Annotated in this window: 18 protein-coding genes; 7 read left to right on the top strand and 11 right to left on the bottom strand. The window is 44.7% G+C overall.

Annotated elements, in window-relative coordinates; genetic code table 11:
- Window positions 1-27: 27 nt before the first annotated feature.
- Window positions 28-1,287, bottom strand: a complete 1,260-nt coding sequence (locus ACK1LH_RS19520; RefSeq protein ID WP_411334041.1) for an extracellular solute-binding protein — start codon at window positions 1,285-1,287, stop codon at window positions 28-30.
- Between the two features lie 232 nt (window positions 1,288-1,519).
- Between ACK1LH_RS19520 and ACK1LH_RS19515 the strand changes: the two genes are divergently transcribed.
- Genes ACK1LH_RS19515 through manA form a run of 3 tightly spaced genes read left to right on the top strand, consistent with a single transcriptional unit; the run spans window position 1,520 to window position 4,545 of the window.
- Window positions 1,520-2,467, top strand: a complete 948-nt coding sequence (locus ACK1LH_RS19515) for an MTP-1 family protein (RefSeq protein WP_411334039.1) — start codon at window positions 1,520-1,522, stop codon at window positions 2,465-2,467.
- A 24-nt stretch (window positions 2,468-2,491) separates the two neighbouring features.
- Window positions 2,492-3,562, top strand: coding sequence for a glycoside hydrolase family 130 protein (locus ACK1LH_RS19510; protein ID WP_411334038.1), 1,071 nt, complete (start codon window positions 2,492-2,494; stop codon window positions 3,560-3,562).
- A 32-nt stretch (window positions 3,563-3,594) separates the two neighbouring features.
- Complete coding sequence (gene manA / locus ACK1LH_RS19505; protein WP_411334037.1) at window positions 3,595-4,545, top strand: mannose-6-phosphate isomerase, class I; 951 nt, start codon at window positions 3,595-3,597, stop codon at window positions 4,543-4,545.
- Between the two features lie 107 nt (window positions 4,546-4,652).
- On the opposite strand, the gene ACK1LH_RS19500 is transcribed toward manA, so the two are convergent.
- The 10 genes from ACK1LH_RS19500 to ACK1LH_RS19455 all read right to left on the bottom strand — a co-directional run bounded on the left by ACK1LH_RS19500 (window position 4,653) and on the right by ACK1LH_RS19455 (window position 17,388).
- Window positions 4,653-5,630, bottom strand: a complete 978-nt coding sequence (locus ACK1LH_RS19500; RefSeq protein WP_411334035.1) for an acetylxylan esterase — start codon at window positions 5,628-5,630, stop codon at window positions 4,653-4,655.
- Between the two features lie 25 nt (window positions 5,631-5,655).
- Window positions 5,656-8,922, bottom strand: coding sequence for a polysaccharide lyase 8 family protein (locus ACK1LH_RS19495; protein ID WP_411334034.1), 3,267 nt, complete (start codon window positions 8,920-8,922; stop codon window positions 5,656-5,658).
- Window positions 8,923-8,951: 29 nt separating this feature from the next.
- Entirely contained in the window at window positions 8,952-10,412 is a 1,461-nt protein-coding gene (locus ACK1LH_RS19490; protein ID WP_411334032.1) for a sulfatase, read from the bottom strand.
- Window positions 10,413-10,417: 5 nt separating this feature from the next.
- Window positions 10,418-11,509 carry a Gfo/Idh/MocA family protein gene (locus ACK1LH_RS19485; protein ID WP_411334031.1) on the bottom strand — a complete coding sequence of 364 codons (1,092 nt, stop codon included), beginning with the start codon at window positions 11,507-11,509 and terminating at the stop codon, window positions 10,418-10,420.
- A gap of 14 nt (window positions 11,510-11,523) precedes the next feature.
- The gene (locus tag ACK1LH_RS19480; protein WP_411334029.1) at window positions 11,524-12,141 is read right to left on the bottom strand and encodes a ThuA domain-containing protein; all 618 of its coding nucleotides are present in this window, start codon (window positions 12,139-12,141) and stop codon (window positions 11,524-11,526) included.
- A gap of 21 nt (window positions 12,142-12,162) precedes the next feature.
- Window positions 12,163-13,260, bottom strand: coding sequence for a glycoside hydrolase family 88 protein (locus ACK1LH_RS19475; RefSeq protein WP_411334028.1), 1,098 nt, complete (start codon window positions 13,258-13,260; stop codon window positions 12,163-12,165).
- A gap of 76 nt (window positions 13,261-13,336) precedes the next feature.
- Window positions 13,337-14,350 carry a glycosidase gene (locus ACK1LH_RS19470; protein WP_411334027.1) on the bottom strand — a complete coding sequence of 338 codons (1,014 nt, stop codon included), beginning with the start codon at window positions 14,348-14,350 and terminating at the stop codon, window positions 13,337-13,339.
- A 31-nt stretch (window positions 14,351-14,381) separates the two neighbouring features.
- Window positions 14,382-15,203 (bottom strand): carbohydrate ABC transporter permease, encoded by an 822-nt coding sequence (locus ACK1LH_RS19465; protein ID WP_411334026.1) that lies wholly within the window; start codon window positions 15,201-15,203, stop codon window positions 14,382-14,384.
- Complete coding sequence (locus ACK1LH_RS19460; RefSeq protein ID WP_411334025.1) at window positions 15,203-16,084, bottom strand: carbohydrate ABC transporter permease; 882 nt, start codon at window positions 16,082-16,084, stop codon at window positions 15,203-15,205. Before ACK1LH_RS19460 ends, ACK1LH_RS19465 begins: the two co-directional genes overlap by 1 nt.
- Before the next feature lie 56 nt (window positions 16,085-16,140).
- Window positions 16,141-17,388 carry an ABC transporter substrate-binding protein gene (locus tag ACK1LH_RS19455; protein ID WP_411334023.1) on the bottom strand — a complete coding sequence of 416 codons (1,248 nt, stop codon included), beginning with the start codon at window positions 17,386-17,388 and terminating at the stop codon, window positions 16,141-16,143.
- 314 nt (window positions 17,389-17,702) lie between these two features.
- Here ACK1LH_RS19455 and ACK1LH_RS19450 point away from each other — a divergent pair, with 314 nt between their 5' ends.
- The 4 genes from ACK1LH_RS19450 (at window position 17,703) to kduI (ending at window position 21,522) form a co-directional block, all read left to right on the top strand.
- Window positions 17,703-18,749, top strand: a complete 1,047-nt coding sequence (locus ACK1LH_RS19450) for a LacI family DNA-binding transcriptional regulator (RefSeq protein WP_411334021.1) — start codon at window positions 17,703-17,705, stop codon at window positions 18,747-18,749.
- A gap of 62 nt (window positions 18,750-18,811) precedes the next feature.
- On the top strand, window positions 18,812-19,831 hold the full coding sequence (locus ACK1LH_RS19445; protein WP_411334020.1) for a mannonate dehydratase: 1,020 nt from the start codon (window positions 18,812-18,814) through the stop codon (window positions 19,829-19,831).
- A 4-nt stretch (window positions 19,832-19,835) separates the two neighbouring features.
- Entirely contained in the window at window positions 19,836-20,690 is an 855-nt protein-coding gene (locus tag ACK1LH_RS19440; protein WP_411334018.1) for an NAD-dependent epimerase/dehydratase family protein, read from the top strand.
- 1 nt (window position 20,691) lies between these two features.
- A complete protein-coding gene (kduI, locus tag ACK1LH_RS19435; protein WP_411334016.1) occupies window positions 20,692-21,522 on the top strand; it encodes a 5-dehydro-4-deoxy-D-glucuronate isomerase in 831 nt (276 codons plus the stop codon).
- Window positions 21,523-21,533: the final 11 nt, after the last annotated feature.

Raw genomic sequence — 21,533 nt, 5'->3', positions numbered from 1 at the left:
AGGACGTTTGCCTGAGGGCTTTCCAATTTATTGTCCGACGATCTTTCTGATTTCTTCAGCAGCATCCTTCGCTGCCTGCTCAGGATCTTTTTTGTTTAATAGAATCGGTTCGTAAAGCTGAAGCCAGATGGCATTGTCGATTTCGTTCTGCTTTGGCTGGTTGTTGAAGCCTCTTGAGATTTCAGAGCCCTTTTTCATTTCTTCCAGGGCATATTCTTTTTCAGGGCGGATTTCCGCCACCTTGTCAATTTTTGATTTAACAGGAGGGAGGATCTTCCAATCGTGAACAGCGTTTGTCAGATCAATGAGTGCGTCTGCCGCTGCGTCCTTGTCCTTTGTTGCACTGGACATCACCGTGTGTGCAATCCAGCTTGACGTGACTTCTTCAGTTCCGACAGGCATTTGCGTCATGCCAATTTCAAATTGGTCGCCAACCTGTTTTTCAAGGTCATCTCCGGCACCTCCGAAGAACATCGCAACTTTTCCTGTTTTGAACATTTCAGGTCCGCCAGTATTCTGTGCCTGTGTTTTGTTCGGTGTTACTTTGCTTTCATTGATTAACTGATCCATCATCTTGATGCCCTCGATGGATTCAGAGGAATCAATTTTCACTTCTCCATCCGCTGTGATGATTTCTCCGCCGTATGACCAGATCCAGTTGGCCACATTCGGCCAGCCGTCAATGACCGTTCCGAATTGATCCGTTTTACCGTCGCCGTTTGTATCCTTTGTCAGAGCAGAAGCGGCTTTGTCAAAGTCTTCCCACGTCCAGCTTCCATCAGGAAGAGCGACGCCGTTTTCCTCAAACATCTTTTTGTTGTAGTAGAGCATAACCGGCTGGTTGATCCATGGAAGTCCGAACAGTTTGTCATCAAACTTGCCGATGTTTAAAGCTCCTTCATAATAATCATCGAAATCTACGTCTTTTGCTGCTTCATCGATTGGTGCGATGACGCCTAAGTCAGCGTACATCGGAATGTATTCCTGAGAGAGCCAGAACAAGTCTGGTGCCTGTTTGGCTGAAGCCATCGTTTGAATCTTTTTATAGTAATCTGCGGGAATGCTCTGGATAGACAGTTTGTAGCTGTCAGATTCTTTATTGACCTTGTCAACGACCTCCTGAAACTCCTGAAGCTCAGCAGCTCCTGCCCAGGTTCCCACCTTAAGCTCTACTTTGCCGTCTGCCGTTTTTTCTGTTCCTGCTTCACTTGAGCACCCGATCAAGCCGATTAATAAAGCAGCGGTAGCTGATACGGCTGCAAACTTCTTAAATAACCCCTTTTTCATTTCTCCTCATCCCCCTTTTGTTGTTAGCGCTATCATTTTAAGTGACAGAGATAAAATATAACGTTACAAATTGTATTTGTCATGATTATTTCATGTTTAGTTAAATGTGTCAATTAGAATTTTCTGAATTGAAAGCGCTTGTCAAAATACTGTGTATCTTGTATATTTGGAATAACTTAACGAAATGTTACAAAGTATTTTTGTAACGTTACAGGAAATGAGGGTTGTGGAGATGGGACACCATCTAGTTAAAAGGGATGTGAAAAGTTGCAGGGAGCTTCTCGCAGACTATCAGGCGGGAAAACAGGCATTCGGAGCCGAAAAGCTGCACTTTTCTGGAACAGGCAGCAGGGACGTTTACAATATTACGGCTCCTTTTGAAGATGACGGGGAGCTTGTGATTGCAGGCAGAGTAGAAAGCAGGGACACCGAGCATTCGCACGTGTACTTTTTTGTTAATCGAGGCGGTGAATGGATGGTACGTCCGAATTCGCCTGTCTTTGAGCTGCAGGATCCATTTTTCACGAGAATAGGCGGGGAATTGGTGCTTGGAGGAGTGGAAATCTTTCCGCATCCGGAGATAAAAGATGCATTGGGATGGAGAACGGTGTTTTATAAAGGGAAAACGATTTCCTCTCTTTCAAAATTTGCGGTTGGTCCAGATGGCATGAAGGATTTGCGCCTTGTGGAGCTGAAAGATCATAGAATTGGAGTCTTTACCCGTCCTCAGGGAGATAAGGGAGGACGAGGAAAGATCGGCTTTGCCAAGATTGACAGGTTAGAAGATTTGACGGTGGAGCTGATTGATGATGTGCCGCTTCTCTCAGGTCAATTTACAGACGACGAATGGGGAGGAGTGAACGAGGTTCATCTCCTATCAAACGGGTTGCTCGGGGTGCTAGGCCATATTGCAAGCTTTGACGAAGAAGGAAACCGTCATTATTATCCGATGACGTTTGTGCTGGATCCTGAAACAGAAGCGTTCTCAGATATTTCGCTGATTGCAGTAAGAGATAATTTTCTCCCAGGTGAAGCAAAACGGCCTGACTTGGCTGATGTTGTATTCAGCGGGGGGCTTGTCAGGAAAGAAGACGGCACGGCGGATCTTTATGCTGGAATCAGTGACGCTGAAGCGCAGAAAATTACAATCGACGATCCATTTTTACCATATGAAGCATAACGAATTCAGACAGGAGAGAAAGACATGAATGTATACCGCTATGAACAGAATCCTCTAATTGCGCCTGAAGATGTGAAGCCGTATCACGAGGGGTTTGAAGTAATTGGCGCATTTAATGCAGGGGTCACGACGTACCGTGGTGAAACGATTATGCTTCTGCGTGTTGCGGAACGGCCAATCAGCACTGATGCAGATTGCGTGAAAGCGCCTGTTTATAATCATGAAACCAGGAGTCTTGATATTCTTGAATTTTCCTTGAGTGACCCGGCGTATGATTTTTCAGACTCAAGAGTGATTCGCTTAAAAGGGGATGCCCAGTGGGTTTACTTAACGTCCTTGTCTTACTTGCGGATTGCCCGCAGCAAAGACGGCCGTCATTTTACGGTGGATGAGGGACCGTTTGTGTATCCGGGCGACCAGCTGGAGGCGTTCGGACTTGAGGACGCGCGCATTACTTATTTAGACGGCAGATACTATATTTATTTCACAGCTGTTTCACCGCTTGGAGCAGGCGAGTCCATGGTATCAACGGAAGACTTTGTATCCATTACAAGGCATGGAATGATTTTCGCGCCGGAAAACAAAGATGTCGCTATCTTCCCTGAGAAGATCGGAGGAAAGTATTATGCGCTTCACCGGCCGGTGCCGAAAGCGACTGGATCGCCTGAAATTTGGCTGGCAGAATCAGATAACCTTCTCTACTGGGGAAATCATCAGCACCTGTTCGGGCTGCGGGAAGGCAAGTGGGACAACGGACGGATTGGGGGCGGAGCGGTTCCAATCAAGACCGAAGAGGGCTGGCTCATCCTTTATCACGGTGCTTCAATAGAAGATAGGTACTGCATGGGGGCGGCCTTGCTGGATTTAAAAGATCCGTCTAAAGTGATCGGCCGGTCTGAGCTTCCGATTCTCGAACCGGAAGCAGACTACGAAGTAGAGGGCTTCTTTGGGAATGTGGTGTTTTCCTGCGGGACTATTGTTGAAGGAAATACCATTAAAATGTACTACGGAGTAGCGGACACCTCCATGGCATGCGCAGAATTGCAGCTGGATGAGGTGCTTGAATCCGTAACGGGTAAAGAACGAATTTCATAGATTCGCAGACTTCATAAGGGGATGAACGGTCAATGAATCACTCACCGCTCTTTTTAAAGCCGCACTTCCAGGACCGCATTTGGGGCGGAACGGCTTTAAGAGATCAGTTTAACTACGAAATCGCATCAGAAACCGTCGGAGAATGCTGGGCCATCTCCGGTCATCCAAACGGACAAAGCACCGTTGCCGGCGGCGAACATGCGGGAAAAACACTCGGCGACCTGTGGGACGGTCACCGGGACTTATTCGGGGGAGCGAAAGGAAGCAAGTTTCCTTTGCTGACTAAAATTCTCGACGCAAACAGCGACCTCTCCGTTCAGGTTCACCCTGACGACGAATATGCTCACGCCAACGAAAACGGCGAGCTCGGCAAAACCGAGTGCTGGTACATCATCGACTGCAAAGAAGGAGCCGACATGATCTACGGCCACACCGCTTCTTCAAAGGAAGAGCTTGTGAAAAAGGTGGAAAACGGAGAATGGGATTCCCTGCTGCGCCGAGTGAAGATTAAGCCGGGCGACTTCTTCTACGTGCCAAGTGGAACCATCCACGCGCTTTGTGAAGGTACTCTTGTACTTGAAACGCAGCAAAGCTCTGATACGACGTACCGAGTTTATGATTATGACCGGACAGATGACAAGGGCGAGAAGCGGGAGCTGCATTTGGAGAAGGCGATTGAGGTGAGCACGGTCCCGCATGTGGACGGACTCGCCGAACAGAAAGTAGAAGAGTGTGATGGCGTGACCATTACTACGTTTGTAAAAGAACAGTATTTCACGGTGTATAAGTGGGATATTCAAGGGAAAGCAAGCTTTACACAAAAGCATCCGTTCCAGATGTGCAGTGTGATTGATGGAGAAGGGACGCTTCACCACGGAGAAGATTCCTATCCTCTGCCTAAGGGGGCTCATTTCCTTCTGCCGGCAGGAGTGGAGGAATTTGTGATTGAAGGGGAATGCATGTTAATTGTTTCGCATGTGTGATCCGCGTGAATAATTGTGAAAATCACAGCTGCTGATGATAGCATCTATGATTTTTTTGTACCTTAAAATATAGAAAACGGACAGCTGTTAATAGCTGTCCGCTTTTTTTAGGCCCTGACCTCAATACCCTTCAGATGCTTTTGAAGGAAACCAAGCTTTTCTGACTGGAATGCAGGAGTGTATTCGTGCCCGAAATACCTGTATACCTTAATATCTTTATCTGTTTGCAAGTGGTTATAGACTGCAAACACAGTAGATGGCGGTGTGATATCATCTGTCAAACCGCTTGACATGAGTGTTGGGCATTTAACCATAGGTGCAAGGTTCATGACGTCAAAGTAGGACAAGGTTTCGAATGTTTTTGCTTCGATTTCCGGACTGCTGTTCCTGCGGAAGAATTCATGGATCTCAGCATAAGGTCCAGCCATTGCGATGTCTACTGAACGCTGATAATGGCTTAGGAACGGGTGAATGGAAACGGCGGCAGCGGGAATGTCTGAAAGGGCGGCGGCAGCCAGTGACAGTCCGCCGCCTTGACTTCCTCCAATGACACCGATCCGCTTTGAATCTACATCCTCAAACCCAGCCATAACCTCGACAGCGCGGACAGCATCCATATAAACTCCTCTGTAATAGTAGGCGTCTTTATCAAGTACGCCCTTTGTCATCCATCCTGATTCGTGCCCATGAGGAGTGCCGATATTGTCTTCGCTTCCTTGCTGTCCCCGGCAGAGCATCCCGAATGCCGCATATCCATGAAGGGCTAAATTGACTGTTTCATGTATACCGCCGTCAAAGTTCCAATTGTAGCCGTGATACCAAACCAGACCCGGATACACGCCTTTTTCGGATGGGCGGGCATACCAGCCGCGGATTGTGCATCCTTTATAGCCGGAGTAAGTGAGTTCGTAAACTTCTGCCCGCTCGCACGGATAGTCGACTCTTCTTAAGTTCCAACTCACAGGTTCTTCATCTAAGAGAGTCTTTGTGTACGTCCAAAATTCTTCGAAATCTGCTTGCCTGGTAAGAGCGGGTTTATACTTTTTCAGTTCTTCCAGGGACATGTCATAGGGCTGCTTAATCATTTTTTTCACTCCATGCTGAAATTAGTTAATAGGTAAAGTTCGCTTTCACAGAAAGTCCTTCTAAGGAATCTACGTCCACTTTCAATCGGATCGTCGGGGACAGCTGTAATACTTCAATTCTAGGATCCTTGTAATCAATGCTTTTAGCCTTGCGGTTAAGATCGATGTGGATGTATCCGTCGTCCGTTTGTTTTCCGGTAATTTTCATATGGCGAAGCTGCGGGGACCATACTTCTTTGTCTGCACCGCCAACAAATTCAACTTTCAAATAATGTGAACCTTCAGGGATAACCTGGTCCGGTACAACGACCGTTTGGTTGCCCAGTCCTCCAGCGCTGATTGGTTCGTGAGGTTCTTTGAAGCGCACAGGTATTTCAGTAAATGTTTGATTGTCGCCTGAGACATAGAACTTCACTCTGTCCAATAAATCTCTGTTGTTAGTTGAGGTGAAGTTATACCGCAATGTGGCTTCAAATTCCTGAATGTCATTCAATTTATAGACCAGGTGCTGTGTGCTTGTTGAAAGTCTGCGCTTAAAGCCGCCGCCTGTTTCAAGCATCCAGTCGTCAGTTCTGGAGTGGATGTTGTTAAAGCTCTGGGCATCGTCAATTAGGAGGCCGCCCTTTTTGTTTTTCCAAGTAGGATCTGTCAGTGATAGGCTTATGCCTTTTTTCGTTTCTTTTGTCATGACTGATGCTTTGCGGTCTGAGGTCAGGAACGGTTTTCCTTTTATTTTCAGCGTGCTTTCTTTGTCTTCCCAGAAATTTGCTCCGATAACGTTCAGTTTTTTCTCTTTAACGGCGTGGATTTGATTCGTTTCGGACAGAATCTCTATTTGAGGTTTCTTTGCATATTTTGCTGTTTCTTTTGAGCTGGCACTTGGGAGCAGTACATACGAATAGTGTTCATCTTCAGGATTCAGTCCCTGAGGGATGCCTAAAGAAAGGTAGTATCTCGTCACCTGGGTGGTTGAACCGCCTCCGGTAATTTGGCTCCAGCTTCCTGTTCGCGTTTCATTTTTCACATGAATCTTTGGTTTAGAAGGGAAGTAGTACCCTGTATCAGATTTTTCTGCAGCTCCGCTTAAATGAGCCCAGCGTACAGGTTTATTCGTTGATTCCCATGGCTTTTCCAGAGTACGGATTTTACCGTCAAGGGTAAGTTTTTGGGAATCTGAATCCGTTAATTTGCGATTCTCGGCAATGGTTTCAACTGTACGGTTATCATTGGAATGGATGTCTGAGCCAATTGAAGCGATTTCATTGTCGAACATAAACCATGATTTTTTGGCCATCAGCGACTGTCCGTGTGCTTGAAGCCGCATCCCTGAGACTCCATATTTTCCGTCGATATCCGTTCCGCCGGCAAAATCCTGGGTTCCAAGCCCTGATGTGACACTTGGGATCAGCTGAATTTTAAGGTAATTCGTATTAGCAGGTAACGCTTTTGCGGGTTTTACTTTAGCTTTGAACCATTCATTTCCCATCTCAGTAGGTTCATGAACTGTATCAATCCTTACATAAGAATTGTTGTCGGACGATGTAAAGACTTCTAATCTGTCCAAGTTGCTGTATGACGAAAAGAACATGTCCAATTCAAAGTCTTTTAATTGATTTGCTTTGTAAATGATGTATTCATAAGAGTTTTGTGTTCTGCTTAAACGGCTGGAATCCCCGTAAAAATCAGATTCATCCCCGGTTACGTTCCACATCGGTGAACGGTAGAAAATGCCGCTTAAATCATCCAGTGAATCGCTCTGTTCTGTGTCCCCTTTTAGCGTTACTTTTCCAATTTGAGGCGAGATTACATCTTCTTTTCTATGGTTTTGAATGGTGGTTCCAGGAAGTCTGGAAGCATCCACTGTCGGCCAGTATCCGTCTGAAAACTGTGTCAGATCGTTGTTGTACAGGGTCGTTCTTCCATCTGCTGTATGCCAGCCAATCAAATTTTCAAAGTTGATTGTTTCGTAGTTTCCTGTACGTGAAGAATGCATAGAAACACCAAACATAAAATCCTTTCTCTGCATCACATTTCTGTCCATGTATGGAAACTGTTTGTACAGATCAAGTGGTTTTCTGACGGCTGTGCCAGTATCGCTTACAATCTTTTTCAGTTCTACAATTTCAGGCAGTGCAGCGCGGCTGTAATAATCGAATGTCGGATCAGTTGTGATCAGGTACTTAACTAAACTTCTCAAATGAACAGCCTGCTCCTCTGATGCAGCTGGAAGCAAGTTCAAAATTGCCGGCAGAAGAGGGTCTGCTTTGTCGGAATTGCTTTGCCTTGTAATTTCTCTGCCATCAAGATTGTCAAATATGCGGTTTTTATAGATCAGCGGCTCGTAGGAATCGAGCACCCAGCTGATGAGGTTTTCTTTTTCTTTGTCTGTGATGGCCCATGGGGATCCTTCATAAAGGGAAATGGCCTTTGCCGGTTCAATTAAATTGGACCACCCATAGCCGGTTGTATAAGGGAAACCACCGTGAAAGAGAACGGATCCATCCTTGTAAAACCCGTCTGAGCCATTGTCTGCGTATTTGAACAGCGGACTAAGAGAGGAAGTGGCAAGCTGAATTTTTGCGCTGTTTTTTCCAAGTATCCCTCTTTTTCCGACAGCTGTTGAAGCCCATGCAAGGTTGGCTCCTGTAGCCGGCAGGTTCCAGCCTACGCTCGTTCCGAGACGTGAAGGGTTCGGTAGAAAGTAATCGATTGCTTTTAAGTTATTATCGATCTGTTCTTGAGAAACGTACTCATGCATCAGGCCAAGAACGTCTGTCAGGTTGAGAGGTACACCGAGTTCCCAAACAAACCAGTTGTTTGAAGGAGACTGGGGTTTCTTTTCCATCCCTGTGTAGTACCAATGTTCGTTAAGCCAATCCAGTCCTTCAAGGATGTCTGCTCTTAAAGCTTCGTTCTTGTACAAGGGAGATCCCGCCGTGGAATGGGCGAGAGCCATTTCTTTTAGGTGAACATAGCTTTCTGTTATGTTCTGAGTTGGGACAGGACCTTTAAAGTCACTGAATAAGTAGGTGCGGTCCGGGGATTTGTCCATCAAATCCCAGACACTTTGGGCTTTTTGTGTAATCCGGTCAATTCTTGCTGCAATTTCAGGGTCAGCCGGGTCGTATTCTGTACCGCCGGTAAGCGAGTGAATCCATCGGTCTCTTACTTTAGAAAACTCTTCATCCCCTGTTTCTGCTTTTGAGGGATTGGCTGTACCGCCGAGCAATAAACAAACGGCAAAACTGAAACACAGAAAGGAAAGCCACCTGTTTTTTTTCTTGTTTACCATTCTCTTAGCTCCTTTGCGAACCTTTATTTTTAAGAATGCAAAAAGTAAGGAGGGACGGGACGTCTTCTTTTTTTCTGGTATTCCAAGTTGTGGTAGGGCGCTGATAAATAGGTGCTCTTGAGCAGCCAGTTTAAAAGGGCATCTTTCATTTTTTGTTTGATGCCGCTGTACTCCTTGTGGCTGAAAAGATTGTTAAGCTCATCAGGGTCTTCTATCAGATCATAGAGTTCACCTGAATCCTGCTGCTCGGTGTAGTAGACCATTTTATGGGTATGGCTCCTAATCATAGTCAGATAATTGTCCTGACAAAAGACAAACTCGTGTAATTTGTCTTCCGATTGTTGTTCGAGCAGGCTGTTAAAAGGGCTGCCCTCTAAATAGTCTGGAGGGGAGATGCCTGCGTACGTTAAAAGGGTAGGGCCGATATCGATTAAGGAGACGAGGGCTTGCGTTTGTTTTTTCGAAGCTGACCGGTCCATCCGCGTGTCCCATACAATCATCGGGACATGAACGATGGAATCATACATGAGCCATTTATAAGGCAATTTGTGATCGCCGAGCATGTCTCCATGATCGGATGTGAAAATGACCACGGCATTTTCCAGATATCCCTTTTGATCGAGTGCGTCCATGATCTCGCCGATTTTTTCATCGATCATGGATACTTTTGCGAAGTAATGTCTGCGCATTTCCTGTATGTCGTTCTGTGAAGCGTGTTTCATGGCGATGGTGCTTTCGTGATTGATTTGATCGTGAAAGGTCTGATGCGCAAGGTGCTGAGGGGGTTTTTCGGTTAATTCTTTTTCCATCCAGATGCCGGAAGGAACATCTTCCCGGAGGTAGAGATCCAGATGGCGCTCCAGAGGATCATAAGGTTCGTGCGGACCTGTAAAACCAATCTGCAGGAAAAAAGGGTCTGTTCCTGTATACTCGTTAATCCACTCTGTTGCTTTATCGCCTACAAATATGTCTGGGTGAAGGTGTTCATCTAGTTCCCAAGGGACAGATTGGTAAAGGTTCTTCCAGTCTGGCTGTTTAAGATGGCGGTCATTGGGCCGTTCTTTTCCGTGAGTGGAGAGATATCCTCCCCATTCATCGTCCTTTTGTCCATGCTCAACGAATTTCGAAGTGGGATTTTCAACGACGAAACGCTCATGAAAACCGGCCGGTTCATCCCGGGGCTGTACATGCATCTTCCCGATATTTACGCAGTAATATCCTGCTTCTGAAAGATCTTGTATCCAAGTCCGCTGATGGGACCAGTTGTCAAATGTATAAACACCCGTGTTATGCGGGTGCATCCCTGTAAACAAGGAAGCACGGGAAACAACGCAGGTAGCGCCATTCGTAAAGGTATTGGAAAACATGGTTCCTTTCTTTGCTAAGGCATCAAGATTCGGTGTGTGCATATAATCAAATCCAAACTCCCTGATTGTGTCGAATCTTTGTTGATCAGACATAATGAAAATAATATTTGGTTTTGAGGACACAGCAGTCATCCTTTCTTTTTCATCCTCTTTAAATCCTCTTCTCCCAAAGGCAGAGGGCTTATGCAAGTACTGGACAGCTCGATGTGCTTGCCTTCAAGCGAAGAGAGTGTGAACGCATGCATAGTTTCAAGAACGTGAAAAGCCATTTCTCCGCTGGCGCGGTGAGGCTTATCCTGTTCAATCGCCTGAATCATATCGAGCAGCCCGGCTCCTCTGAAATTCGCTGCCTCAGGCTGAACAGCGGCTGTTTCATCTAAGCGGCCGTCTCCTTTATTCAGTAAAATAGTGCCGTCGAAATGATTTGGATTTGGAACTCTTATGCTTCCTTCTGTTCCGTAGATCTCAATATGAGGAAGCTGAGTAGAATGCACGTCAAAGCTTGTAACCAATGTCCCGATAGCACCGTTTGAAAATTGAATGACGCCCGCTGTATGGGTGTCAGCTTCCACAATAATTGTCTTGCCGTATTTAGGCTGGCTTGTAATGGTTCTTTTTTCAAATGTTTTTCTTGAGAAACCTGTTACTCTCTCCATAGGGCCTATTAACTGAATGAGGGCAGTCAAATAGTACGGCCCCATATCAAACATCGGTCCACCTCCTTCTTCGTAATAAAACTCTGGAGACGGGTGCCAGTTCTCATGTCCCCGGCACATCATGAAAGCAGTGGCTGCAACCGGCTCTCCGATCAATCCATGGTCGATGATGCTTTTGCAGGTTTGAATGCCTCCTCCAAGGAAGGTATCAGGCGCACAGCCGACTCTGAGGCCTTTTCGTTCAGCTGTTTCCAGGATGGAAGCAGCGGTTTCTAAGTCTGCGGCAAGCGGTTTTTCACCGTAGACATGCTTTCCGGCATTCAGACTGTCAAGCGCTACTTTTCCATGCGCTTTTGGAATCGTTAAGTTTAAAATGATCTCTGCATCTGACTGAAGCAGCTCTTCGGGTGATTTGAAACAGGGAATATCAAACTCCCTGCTCCGTGCTGCGGCGGCAGATTCCACCAGGTCCGCACATCCGGTAATCTCGATATGCTGGAATTTTTTAAGGCTGCTAAGGTATACTTTGCTGATGTTTCCGCAGCCGATGACTCCAATCTTCATCGTTTCATCTCCTTTTACCGCGTTGCCCAAATCATTCCTTTTGTAATAAAGGGAAGGACTTCTTTTTGTTTCACCACTTCAACCGAATGTCCAAGCGATGTATAAAAGATTTTCCCGCTGCCGAAACGCTTGACCCACGAAACCGGCATGGATATTCCGTTCGTCTCGGTTGTCGCGATGACTTCATTTGCGGGATCAACGTGCATATAATACAATTCGGTCGTTACAGAGAAAGGGGTCATGCCCTCTGTAATCTCATGGCTGTGAATATCAACGGTGTAGGTGACTCCGTCATCTCCAGGGTGGGCGACAAACTGTCCGCCTGTCATATGATGAAACTTTGTTTCTGACCTGTATGCATCTCCAAGACCGCCGTGAATGCCTGCAAGGCCGCATCCTGATTTAACGGCCGAGATTAAGTTGTCAACGGCTCCTTCGGGAGGTATGCCCATGGTCCAATGAGGTACAATCAAGTCGTACTCAGACAGCCTGGACATTTCAAGAAGAACGTCCAATGAATCTGCAATGGTAACGGCAAAATCATTTTCTTCAAGCTGGCCGGATAAAATGGCGGCAGTTTCTTTGGGATTATGACCTTCATATCCTCCCTGAATAATTAAAGCTTTTCTCATATTTTCTCACCCCAATGCAGATTAATAGACTTTCATTTTCCAGCCATTCAGTTTTGCCAAAGCCTCTACATAAAAGTAGTCGCCATAAATCAGCGGGACATTAATATGCCGTCCTTCAGGCTTGTGACCGGTTCCGGAAGCGAGAATGCCTTCATAGGCAGGATCATCATATCTCGTATACTTTTCAGTTAAGCTCGTTAAGATTTTATTTGCCCAATTTCGATAAAGCCTGCCTTCGAACTCTGGCAGAAGCTCTTCTAATTCAAGTAAGCCAGAAGCGGCAATTGCGCCGGCTGAGGTGTCTCTCGGTTCATCTGCGAGAGAGGGCACTCTAAAATCCCAGTATGGTACATAATCGTCCGGCAGGGCACTGATAAAATAGTGGGCCACTTTTTTTGAAGCATCCAGGAAACGTTTGTCGCCTGTTATTCTGTACAGAACAGCCAATCCGTAAAGGGCCCAGCTTTGACCCCTGCTCCAGGAAGAATCAGGACCATACCCCTGGCCTCCTAAACTCTCAATATAATCTCCTGAATCAGGATTGAACGAGACGATGTGATTCACGGAGCCGTCTGGACGGATAAAGTAGTTCAGAACGGTTTCGGCGTGGGCAAGGGCTATATGCTTGAATCTAGGGTCACCGCTTTCTTCTGATGCCCAAAAAAGAAGCGGCAGGTTCATCAGACAGTCGATGATTGCCCATCCTTCATCACCTCTCCATTTCCATGCCCTGATATAGTTTCCGGCAAGGTTAAAGCGTCCTGCGAGGAAGTTTGCTGCAGACAAGCCGCGGCGTTTAGCATCCTCATCGCCTGTAAGTTTGTATTTGATAACGGCAGTGCTTAGAAACTGGAATCCTACGTCGTGAAGAAATTCATTCTCCTCAAGCATCTTCAGTTCCATATCACGGTCCCATTTCCATGCAGCTTGCCTGTAATGCTCTTTCTTAGTCAGATCATGCATAATCCATAGAATGCCCGGCCAAAAGCCGGAAGTCCAAATATCAACGGAAGTATTGTCGTAAATTCCGGCAGCATTTGCCGAACCAGGGCATTTTTCTCCGAATTGCTGCAGCATGCGGTCGACTTTTTCTTCAAGAATAGTGCCAGCTTTGTTCATTGTGATCGCTCCTTTTGTATTGAAAGAAGACTGTCTGAGTATAGAGAACTCCTATGGACAGTCTCGCTGTAATTCTTTATTCAACAGGGTATTTCTTTACAAAATTCATTAATTCTGAAACGGAACATGTAGCAAGGCAGCAATATTTGTCTGCACCGCCGTAGTAAACATAAAGGGTATCATCGACGATGACGTTGCCTGTTGGGAACACACAGCCTTTATAAAAGCCTTCCCACTCATAATCATGCTCAGGTTCCATAATGTGATGAGGAGGGCGGGCGATGATTTTCGTCGGGTCATTTAGGTCAAGCAGCAGAACGCCTACACGGTAAATTCCTTCTGAATCGACTCCATGATAGAGAGTAAGCCAGCCATCATCTGTTTTAAGTGGCGGTGTGCTTCCTCCGATTTTCAGTTCCCAATCAAATTCGCCTTTTGCAAGCAGCGTGCTTTCTGCTTTCCATTCAAGTAAATCTTCAGAAGAGGTAATCCAGATGCTCGGATACTCGCATCCGTATTCCGGGCCGATCCATTCTTTTGGACGGTGAAGCTTGTAGTATTTTCCGTTGATTTTTTCAGGGAAAAGAATGACATCCCGGTCATCAAGGCTCGGCTCTGTAATTCTTCCAAGGCGTTTATACGATTTTAAGTCATCTGATATAAGCAGGCCTGTATTAGTCACATTATGCCTCAGGTGATATGGAGCGCTCTCAGGAAGGTCAAAGGTTCTCACTTCATCGGGGCCAAACTCCCAATACCTTCCCGGCGGAAACGGGCGATAGGCATATGTCACATAGTAGGTATCGTCATAAACGACAATTCTCGGATCCTCGACACAGCCTTGGTCAGGACCATCAGAGCTGGGATAAAGAACGGGCTTGTCAGAGACTCTTGTAAAATTAACGCCGTCTTTGCTTTCAGCTAAGCCTAAATAAATCATGTGGTCCTGATCATCTCCTGCTGCTCTGTAAAGGAGGGAGAAGGTGCCGTCTTTATAGAAAGCGCCTGGATTGCATACGACTAAATCCTCCCATTTGTTTTCTGGATTCGGTTTTAAGATCGGGTTTGCTGAGTGTTTTGTAAGTTTCATTGGTTTTCTTCCTTTCAAGTAGTAAGAGTAGTTATCCTTTTATAGAACCCGCGGTGATGCCTGAAACGATAAACCGCTGCAGGAATATGAATGCAATGACGAGCGGAGCTGCCACAATCAGAATTCCTGATGCAAGAATGGGCCAGTTAACAGCATATTCGCCCATAAACATGTACAAGCCGGAAGTGAGAGGTCTCAGTTCTTTGTCAATGAGAAACACATACGGACCGACGAAATCATTCCAAGTGCCGATGGCAGTCAGCATGCCTACCGTCATAATGGCGGGCTTCATTAGGGGCAGGAGGATAGTCAGGACATATCTGAGATATCCGCAGCCGTCAATGGCAGCTGCTTCATCAAGCTCTTTTGGAATGCCTTTAATGAAAGCGGTGAAGATAAAAACCGCGACTGAAAGGCCGCCTCCAATTTTTAAAATGATAAAGCCGTGATACGTGTTCATCAGGTTCAGGTATTTCATGAGAAACAGCAAAGGCACAAGTCCTGCAGGCAGGAACAAAGCGGACAAAAACAGCAGGTAAAAGAAATTTGAGCCTTTGATATGCTTTCTTGCGATCGGATAGGACGCAAGCGTTGCTATTAAGCAGACACCTATTGATACAGCTGCTGTATAAATAAAGCTGTTCAGAAAATAAGTGCTCATTTCACCGCTTACCCATGCCTCGAGAAAATTTCCCCATTGCGGATCTTTTACAATGGAAATTGGGGAGGAGAGGAACTCCTGATTAGATTTCAAGGCAATGTTTATCACTTGCAGGAGCGGAACGACCATAATGAGAGTGATCACCATTAGAATGATGTTTGGGATCAGGTTTTTGGCAAATGATTTCCTCATTAAAACTCAGTCTCCTTTCTCCGTGAATAATACTGGGCAATAAAGACAACGAAGAAGATAATGATGAATTGAATCATAGCAAGTGCAGATGCGTACCCTTGGCTTGCTCCTCCGTGAAAGATATTAGTAAATATGTACATTCCAAGAGTCATCGTCGATTCGTTTGGACCGCCGTTTGTCAGGACGAAGATAATATCAAACGTTCCAAGTGTTCCAATAATCATCAAAATCAGGTTGATTGTAATCATTGGCTGAAGAAGGGGAAGGGTTACATAAATCAGGGACTTCCAGCCTGATGCACCGTCGATGTGCGCCGCTTCATAAAGCTCTTTAGGAATCCCCTGCAGGCCTGCTAAGTAAAGGACCATTGAATACCCCATATGCGCCCAAATTTGAACGAAGATAACCAATCCCAGAGCAACCTTCTCATCGCCGAGAAGGGCAGATTCAATATTGAACTTGCTGAGAAGCTGCGAAACAGGACCGGAGAACGGATCAAAAACCAGAGTCCAGATAAGTCCGACAACGAGAATCCCAAGAATGTTGGGCATGAAAATGGCAGATCGGTAAAAGCTGCTTAACTTCAATTTCTGATTGACTAAGACTGCAAGAATAATAGAAATAGAATTTTGAAGAATGGTTACTGCCACACAGAAAATAAGGGTAATGCGGATAGAGTTCCAAACACCGTCGTAGTCTGCGGTAAAGGCTCTCTTGTAATTGTCTAATCCTATAAAGTCAAAATTATTTACATTTCCGTCATAGTCCGTAAGCGAGAAATAAATGTTTCCCACAGTTGGAAACAAGACGAACAAGGAAAATAAGATCAGGGCAGGCATCAGCAGAAGCCATGGCCAGATAGTTGCTGCTCCTTTATTCAAGGGAAACACTCCTTTTTAGAAGAGAAGAGCCTGTAACAGGCTCTTCTTCCTTACATCTATTCCTTCCAGTATTCTTTGCTGTTATCAAAGTCTTTCTGCATTTGTTCTGCTGCTTTCTCAGGTGTGATGTTGTTTGAAATCAGTTTCATTCCAAGGTTTACAAAGTCATATTTAGCGCCTGCAATAAACGTAGACTCCCAAACTGGAACAACGTTATTCTCGTTCATAAGATCTTCAACCATAGCAACCTCTTCACCGACTTCAATTCCATCCATTACTGGAACAGTCTTCGAGAACTCAATGTACTTCTGGTAAACCTCTTTTTGAGAAACATATTCTAAGTATTTCATAGCTGCCTCTTTGTTTTTGCTGTCTTTGGCAACCATCCAGCCGCCGCCGCTTTTAACAGCTACATTTTTATTGTCTTCTGGATTGTTGGAGCCTGGAAGATTCATGACTCCATATTCAAGATCTGGATTTGCCGTTGCGATTTGGCTAGCACTCCATGAACCGTCAACCATGAAAGCCGTTTTTCCCTGTGCGAAAATGCCTGGTGCCTGACCATATGCAAGACCTGCATTGTTCTTTTGGAAAAGGCCGCCGAGTTCTTGCAGTCTTGTTAATGCATCAACCCAAATCGGGTCAGTAAATTTTGTTTCTCCATCTTTTAACTTTGCGTTGAATTCAGGCTGTTCGCTTCTTACCATCGTCGCTTCTATCTCTGTTAAAGGCATAGCGATTGGCCATTGATCCTTCCCTCCAAAAACAATACCGGTGTAGCCTGCTTCCTCTGCTTTTTTAGAAGCTGCTTCGAATTCGTCCCATGTTTTAGGGAGGTCAATTTTCAGCTCTTCTAAAATCTTTTTATTATAAAAAGTAACCATTGCAACGTTATTCCAAGGCACTAGATAATTCTTTCCTTCCACTTCTTCCAGTTTCAAAGCGTCTTCTTTATAATTAGAAAGAACCTTTTCACCAGTCAAATCCGTAAACATTTCTCTTGCTTCTTCCGTTTTTAAATAATCACGGGCTCCTGCAACCAAATCAACTTCGCCGGCAGCTGTTCTTGTGTTGAAAACAACTCCGTAGTCTTTCGTAGGAACAGCATCATACTTGATTTCAATGTTTGGGTACTTTTCCATGAAATCCTTGTGAAGCTTTTCGTAATAATCTTTGTCTTCAACTCTGTAGCTGATAATTCTTAATTCTTGTTTACTCTCGCTGCTTGCGTCTTTTGAACCTTGCTGACATCCAGAAACAATCAGAAGTAAAGCCAAAAACATCAAAAAAGAAATCTTTTTCACAACTGCTACCCCCTTTTATTGAAACGCTTACAAAAATCATAATCAACAGGAATACAGCTTGTCAACAATTTTCTGAAAATTAGTTTACTTTATTTTGTAAACTTATATACTGTAAAAAGTTAACAGTATAAATCTTGATGATAGACTGATTTTATGTGTTAAGAAGCCGTTTTTAGAATAGAATATGACGAAGAAAATATACCTTTCTTTAAAAATACTGATAATTTTATCTATTTTGTTGAATTATTTTTGTAAACAAATTATGATTAAGTTGAAACGTTGTTAACACTGTTGGATAAACCAGGAGGTAATTCATGAAAGCAACCAAAACGACTATCACGATGCAGGACATTGCTGATAAATTAAACGTTTCAAAGGCCTTAGTATCAAAAGCACTCTCTAATAAACCGGGCGTAAACGTTAAAACAAAAGAAAAGATTCGTCTAATTGCCATGGAAATGGGGTACAGCTTCAATTCCTCAAAAAGTTTTGTGCCTGACTCACAGACCGGCAATATGGCCGTTTTGCTTCCAAGAAAGTTTTACGAGGATTTGGAATACTGGGGCATATTGCTGCAGGGGATTGAGTATGAACTTCAAAAATATGATTTCAGCATGATGATTTCAACGATCGATGCGGAATCTGCGGACGGACTTCAGCTTCCGATTTGCATAGAGAACAGGAAAGTAGACGGCGCTCTTATCTTGGGGAACATTCCGCTTTCAATCATCACGGGCGTGCAAACATATGGAATGCCGATTGTGCTTGTCGACTCTATTAACTTTTCATCCCACTTTGATCATGTTCTTACTCAAAATTTCTACGGCAGTTACGAAGCAGCCAATTTCGTTCTTGAAAAAGGGTTTAAAAGAGTTGCTTTTGTGGGGGATGAATCTTTTTCGTGGAGCTTTTCTGAGAGACTTAGAGGATATAAAGCTGCGATTGCTGAAAGGACAGCTCTCCCATCAAAATCTGTCATTGAGAGCTCTGTGCTGACGGGAATTGGTGGAGATTACGTAAATGATGAGTTTGAAAAGAAGCTTCTGGATGTTCTGAAAGAAGGCACGCAGCCTTGCTTTGTAGCAGCCAATGACCCTGTAGCTCTGGAGTGCATCAGGATTGCAGAGAGGAACGGCTTCAGCTGTCCGGCGGATTTCTCAATTATTGGATTCGATAATATCTCTAAAGCGCAATGGAATGACCTTACAACAGTTGATGTCGATAAAAAAGGCATTGCGCAAAAAGCAGTAGAATTGATGATTGGCAGGCTCAGGGAGACAGAAGGACGTACTGTACAAATGATGTTAAGCACGGAAATTATCGAACGCAAAACGGTTGCGTTTCGAAAAGGCCAGCAGTAAGCCCCGAGGAGCGGGGTGTAGATTATAAAGACTGAATATTCAATATTAAAGGGAGTGAAAACATGAAACTTGGCTTAGGACTATACCAGCGAATGCTTACTAAAGAAAATTTCAGATTTGCAAAACAGGTAGGATGCACGCACATCGTCGCTCATTTAACGGATTATCATACAGTGCCGCTTGATCTTGATCTGCACGATAAAGTGTACTCGCTTGAAAATCTTCAAAGACTCAAAAGAGAGATGAATGAAGAAGGAGTAGAATTTCACGCTATTGAAAACTTTTGTCCTGCCCACTGGTACGATGTTCTGCTTGATGGTCCCAAAAAGCAGGAACAAATGGAACGTTTAAAGAGCATTGTCCGAAATATGGGAGAAGTCGGCATACCTGTACTTGGCTATAATTTCAGTATTGCTGGTGTCTGGGGCCTTACAGAAGAACATGCAGCCCGCGGGAAAGCAAGAACAGCTGTTTTTCACAACCCGGAACATACCCCTATTCCAATGGGCACGGTATGGAATATGCAGTATGATTTTCAGCCTGCAGAAGGACATCTGCAAAAGATTACAGCAGAAGATCTATGGAGCAGGCTTGATTACTTCTTGGGAGAGCTTTTGCCTGTTGCTGAAGAGGCGGGTGTCATCCTGGCAGCCCATCCTGACGACCCTCCGCTGAAGGAAGTTCGCGGCCATTCCAGACTGGTTTATAAACCTGAGCTTTTTCAAAAACTCCTTGACCTCCACCCGAGCAAAAACAGCCGTCTTGAATTTTGTCTCGGAACCATTCAGGAAATGGCAGATGGCGATGTTTATGAAGCCATTGAGAAATATGCAGACAGCATTGGCTACATACACTTCCGGAATGTCAGGGGCAAAGTCCCGCACTATGACGAGGTATTCGTGGATGAAGGAGATATTGATATGATCAAGGCCCTTAGAATTCTAAAAGAACGGAATTATGAAGGCGTTTTAATTCCCGATCATACACCTGCGACCGAATGTGATGCACCTTGGCATGCAGGCATGGCATATGCACTTGGATATATGAAAGCTGCAATCAGCAGTTTAGAAAGGGACAAATGAGACGATGAAGAAAGTGGCTGTTACAGGAGGAAGCGGGATTGTCGGAAAGTGGGTTCTGAAAGAATTTATTGATTACGGCTATGAAGTCGTTAATATTGACCAAAAAAGACCGGAGCAAATTAACTGCCGCACCATCATCACGGACTTAACTAATCTTGGAGAAGTATACGGTGCAATCAAAGGAGCGGATGCCGTCGTTCACCTTGCGAGCATAAACGCACCGGGAGGTTTTCCAAACGAAGTCGTTTTTCAGAATAATGTCATCTCTACCTACAATGTCCTTGAAGCTTGTTCAGGTATGGGAATCCAGAAAGTGACTGTTGCATCAAGTGAGTCTATTTATGGCTTCTGCTGGGCTGAACACCGGTTTTCGCCTGATTATTTTCCTGTTACGGAAGAACATCCGCTTCTGCCGCAGGAATGCTACGGTTTATCAAAGATTGCGGCGGAAGAAACAGCTAAAATGTTTCAACGAAAGGATGGCAGTCAGATTGTGTGCCTTCGGTTCGGCCATGTAGCAGTTCCTCCTGCTGGATATGCCATGCTGCTGAATCCCGATAACAAAGAAAGAGAGAGGTTTCTCTGGAGTTATGTGGACGTGAGGGATGCTGCATCAGCTTGCAGACTTGCTGTGGAAGCTGAAAACCTTGAGTTTGCTGCCATGAATATTACGGCTGATGAAACGTGTATGAAAGAAACGTCTAATGAACTTATCCGTAGGTATTATCCTTCTGTAAGTGATCTGAGGGTTGATTTCAGTGGAAATCAGGCTCTTTCATCCAATCGAAAAGCTAAAAAACTATTAAAATGGAAACCTGTTTATTCTTGGGAAAATCAAGCAGCAGAAAGGGAGATTTAAAATGGAAACAAGATATGCTCATCATCCTAATGATATCAAAACGTACACAACAGAAGACTTGCGCCGGGAGTTCCTTGTTGAGTCGCTTTTTCAGCCTGACAATGTTTGTCTTACATATACACATGTCGACAGAATGATTTTCGGCGGAATCATGCCGTTTGAGAATGGATTGAATTTGAGCCTTTCAAAAGAGCTTGGAGTCGGATTCTTCCTTGAAAGAAGAGAGATGGGAGTTATCAATATTGGAGGCAAAGGAAGCATCCTTCTAGATGGAACTGAATATACCATGCAAAAACGGGATGGCATGTATATAGGAATGGGAACAAGAGAAATTGAGTTCCGTTCTGACCACCCATCTGAACCGGCCAAGTTTTACATAAATTCCTCTCCAGCCCATCATACGTATCCTACTGTGAAAATTGATATTGAATCCATCAAGCCTCTTGAACTTGGCTCTTCCGAAACCTTGAACGACCGAAAGATTTATCAGTATATTCACCCGAATGTGTGTGAAAGCTGCCAGCTGCAGATGGGTCTGACCATGCTGTCTCCCGGAAGTGTATGGAATACGATGCCGTGCCATACTCATGAAAGAAGAATGGAAGTCTACTTGTATTTCGATATGGAGCCAGAAACGAGAGCTTTTCACTTTATGGGAGAGCCGCAGGAAACAAGGCATTTAATCCTAAAAAACGAGCAAGCTGTTATTTCGCCAAGCTGGTCGATCCACACAGGAACTGCAACAAGCAATTACACATTTATCTGGGGAATGTGCGGAGAGAATATCGCGTATGATGACATGGACCAAGTGAAGATGGAAGACTTGAGATAATCAAAGCTGAT

It is taken from the genome of Metabacillus indicus (assembly GCF_046603695.1).
In the GTDB taxonomy this organism is placed as follows: Bacteria; Bacillota; Bacilli; order Bacillales; family Bacillaceae; genus Bacillus_P; species Bacillus_P indicus.
Note: the sequence above shows the minus strand (reverse complement) of the source record. Positions and strands in the feature narration are given on the sequence as shown.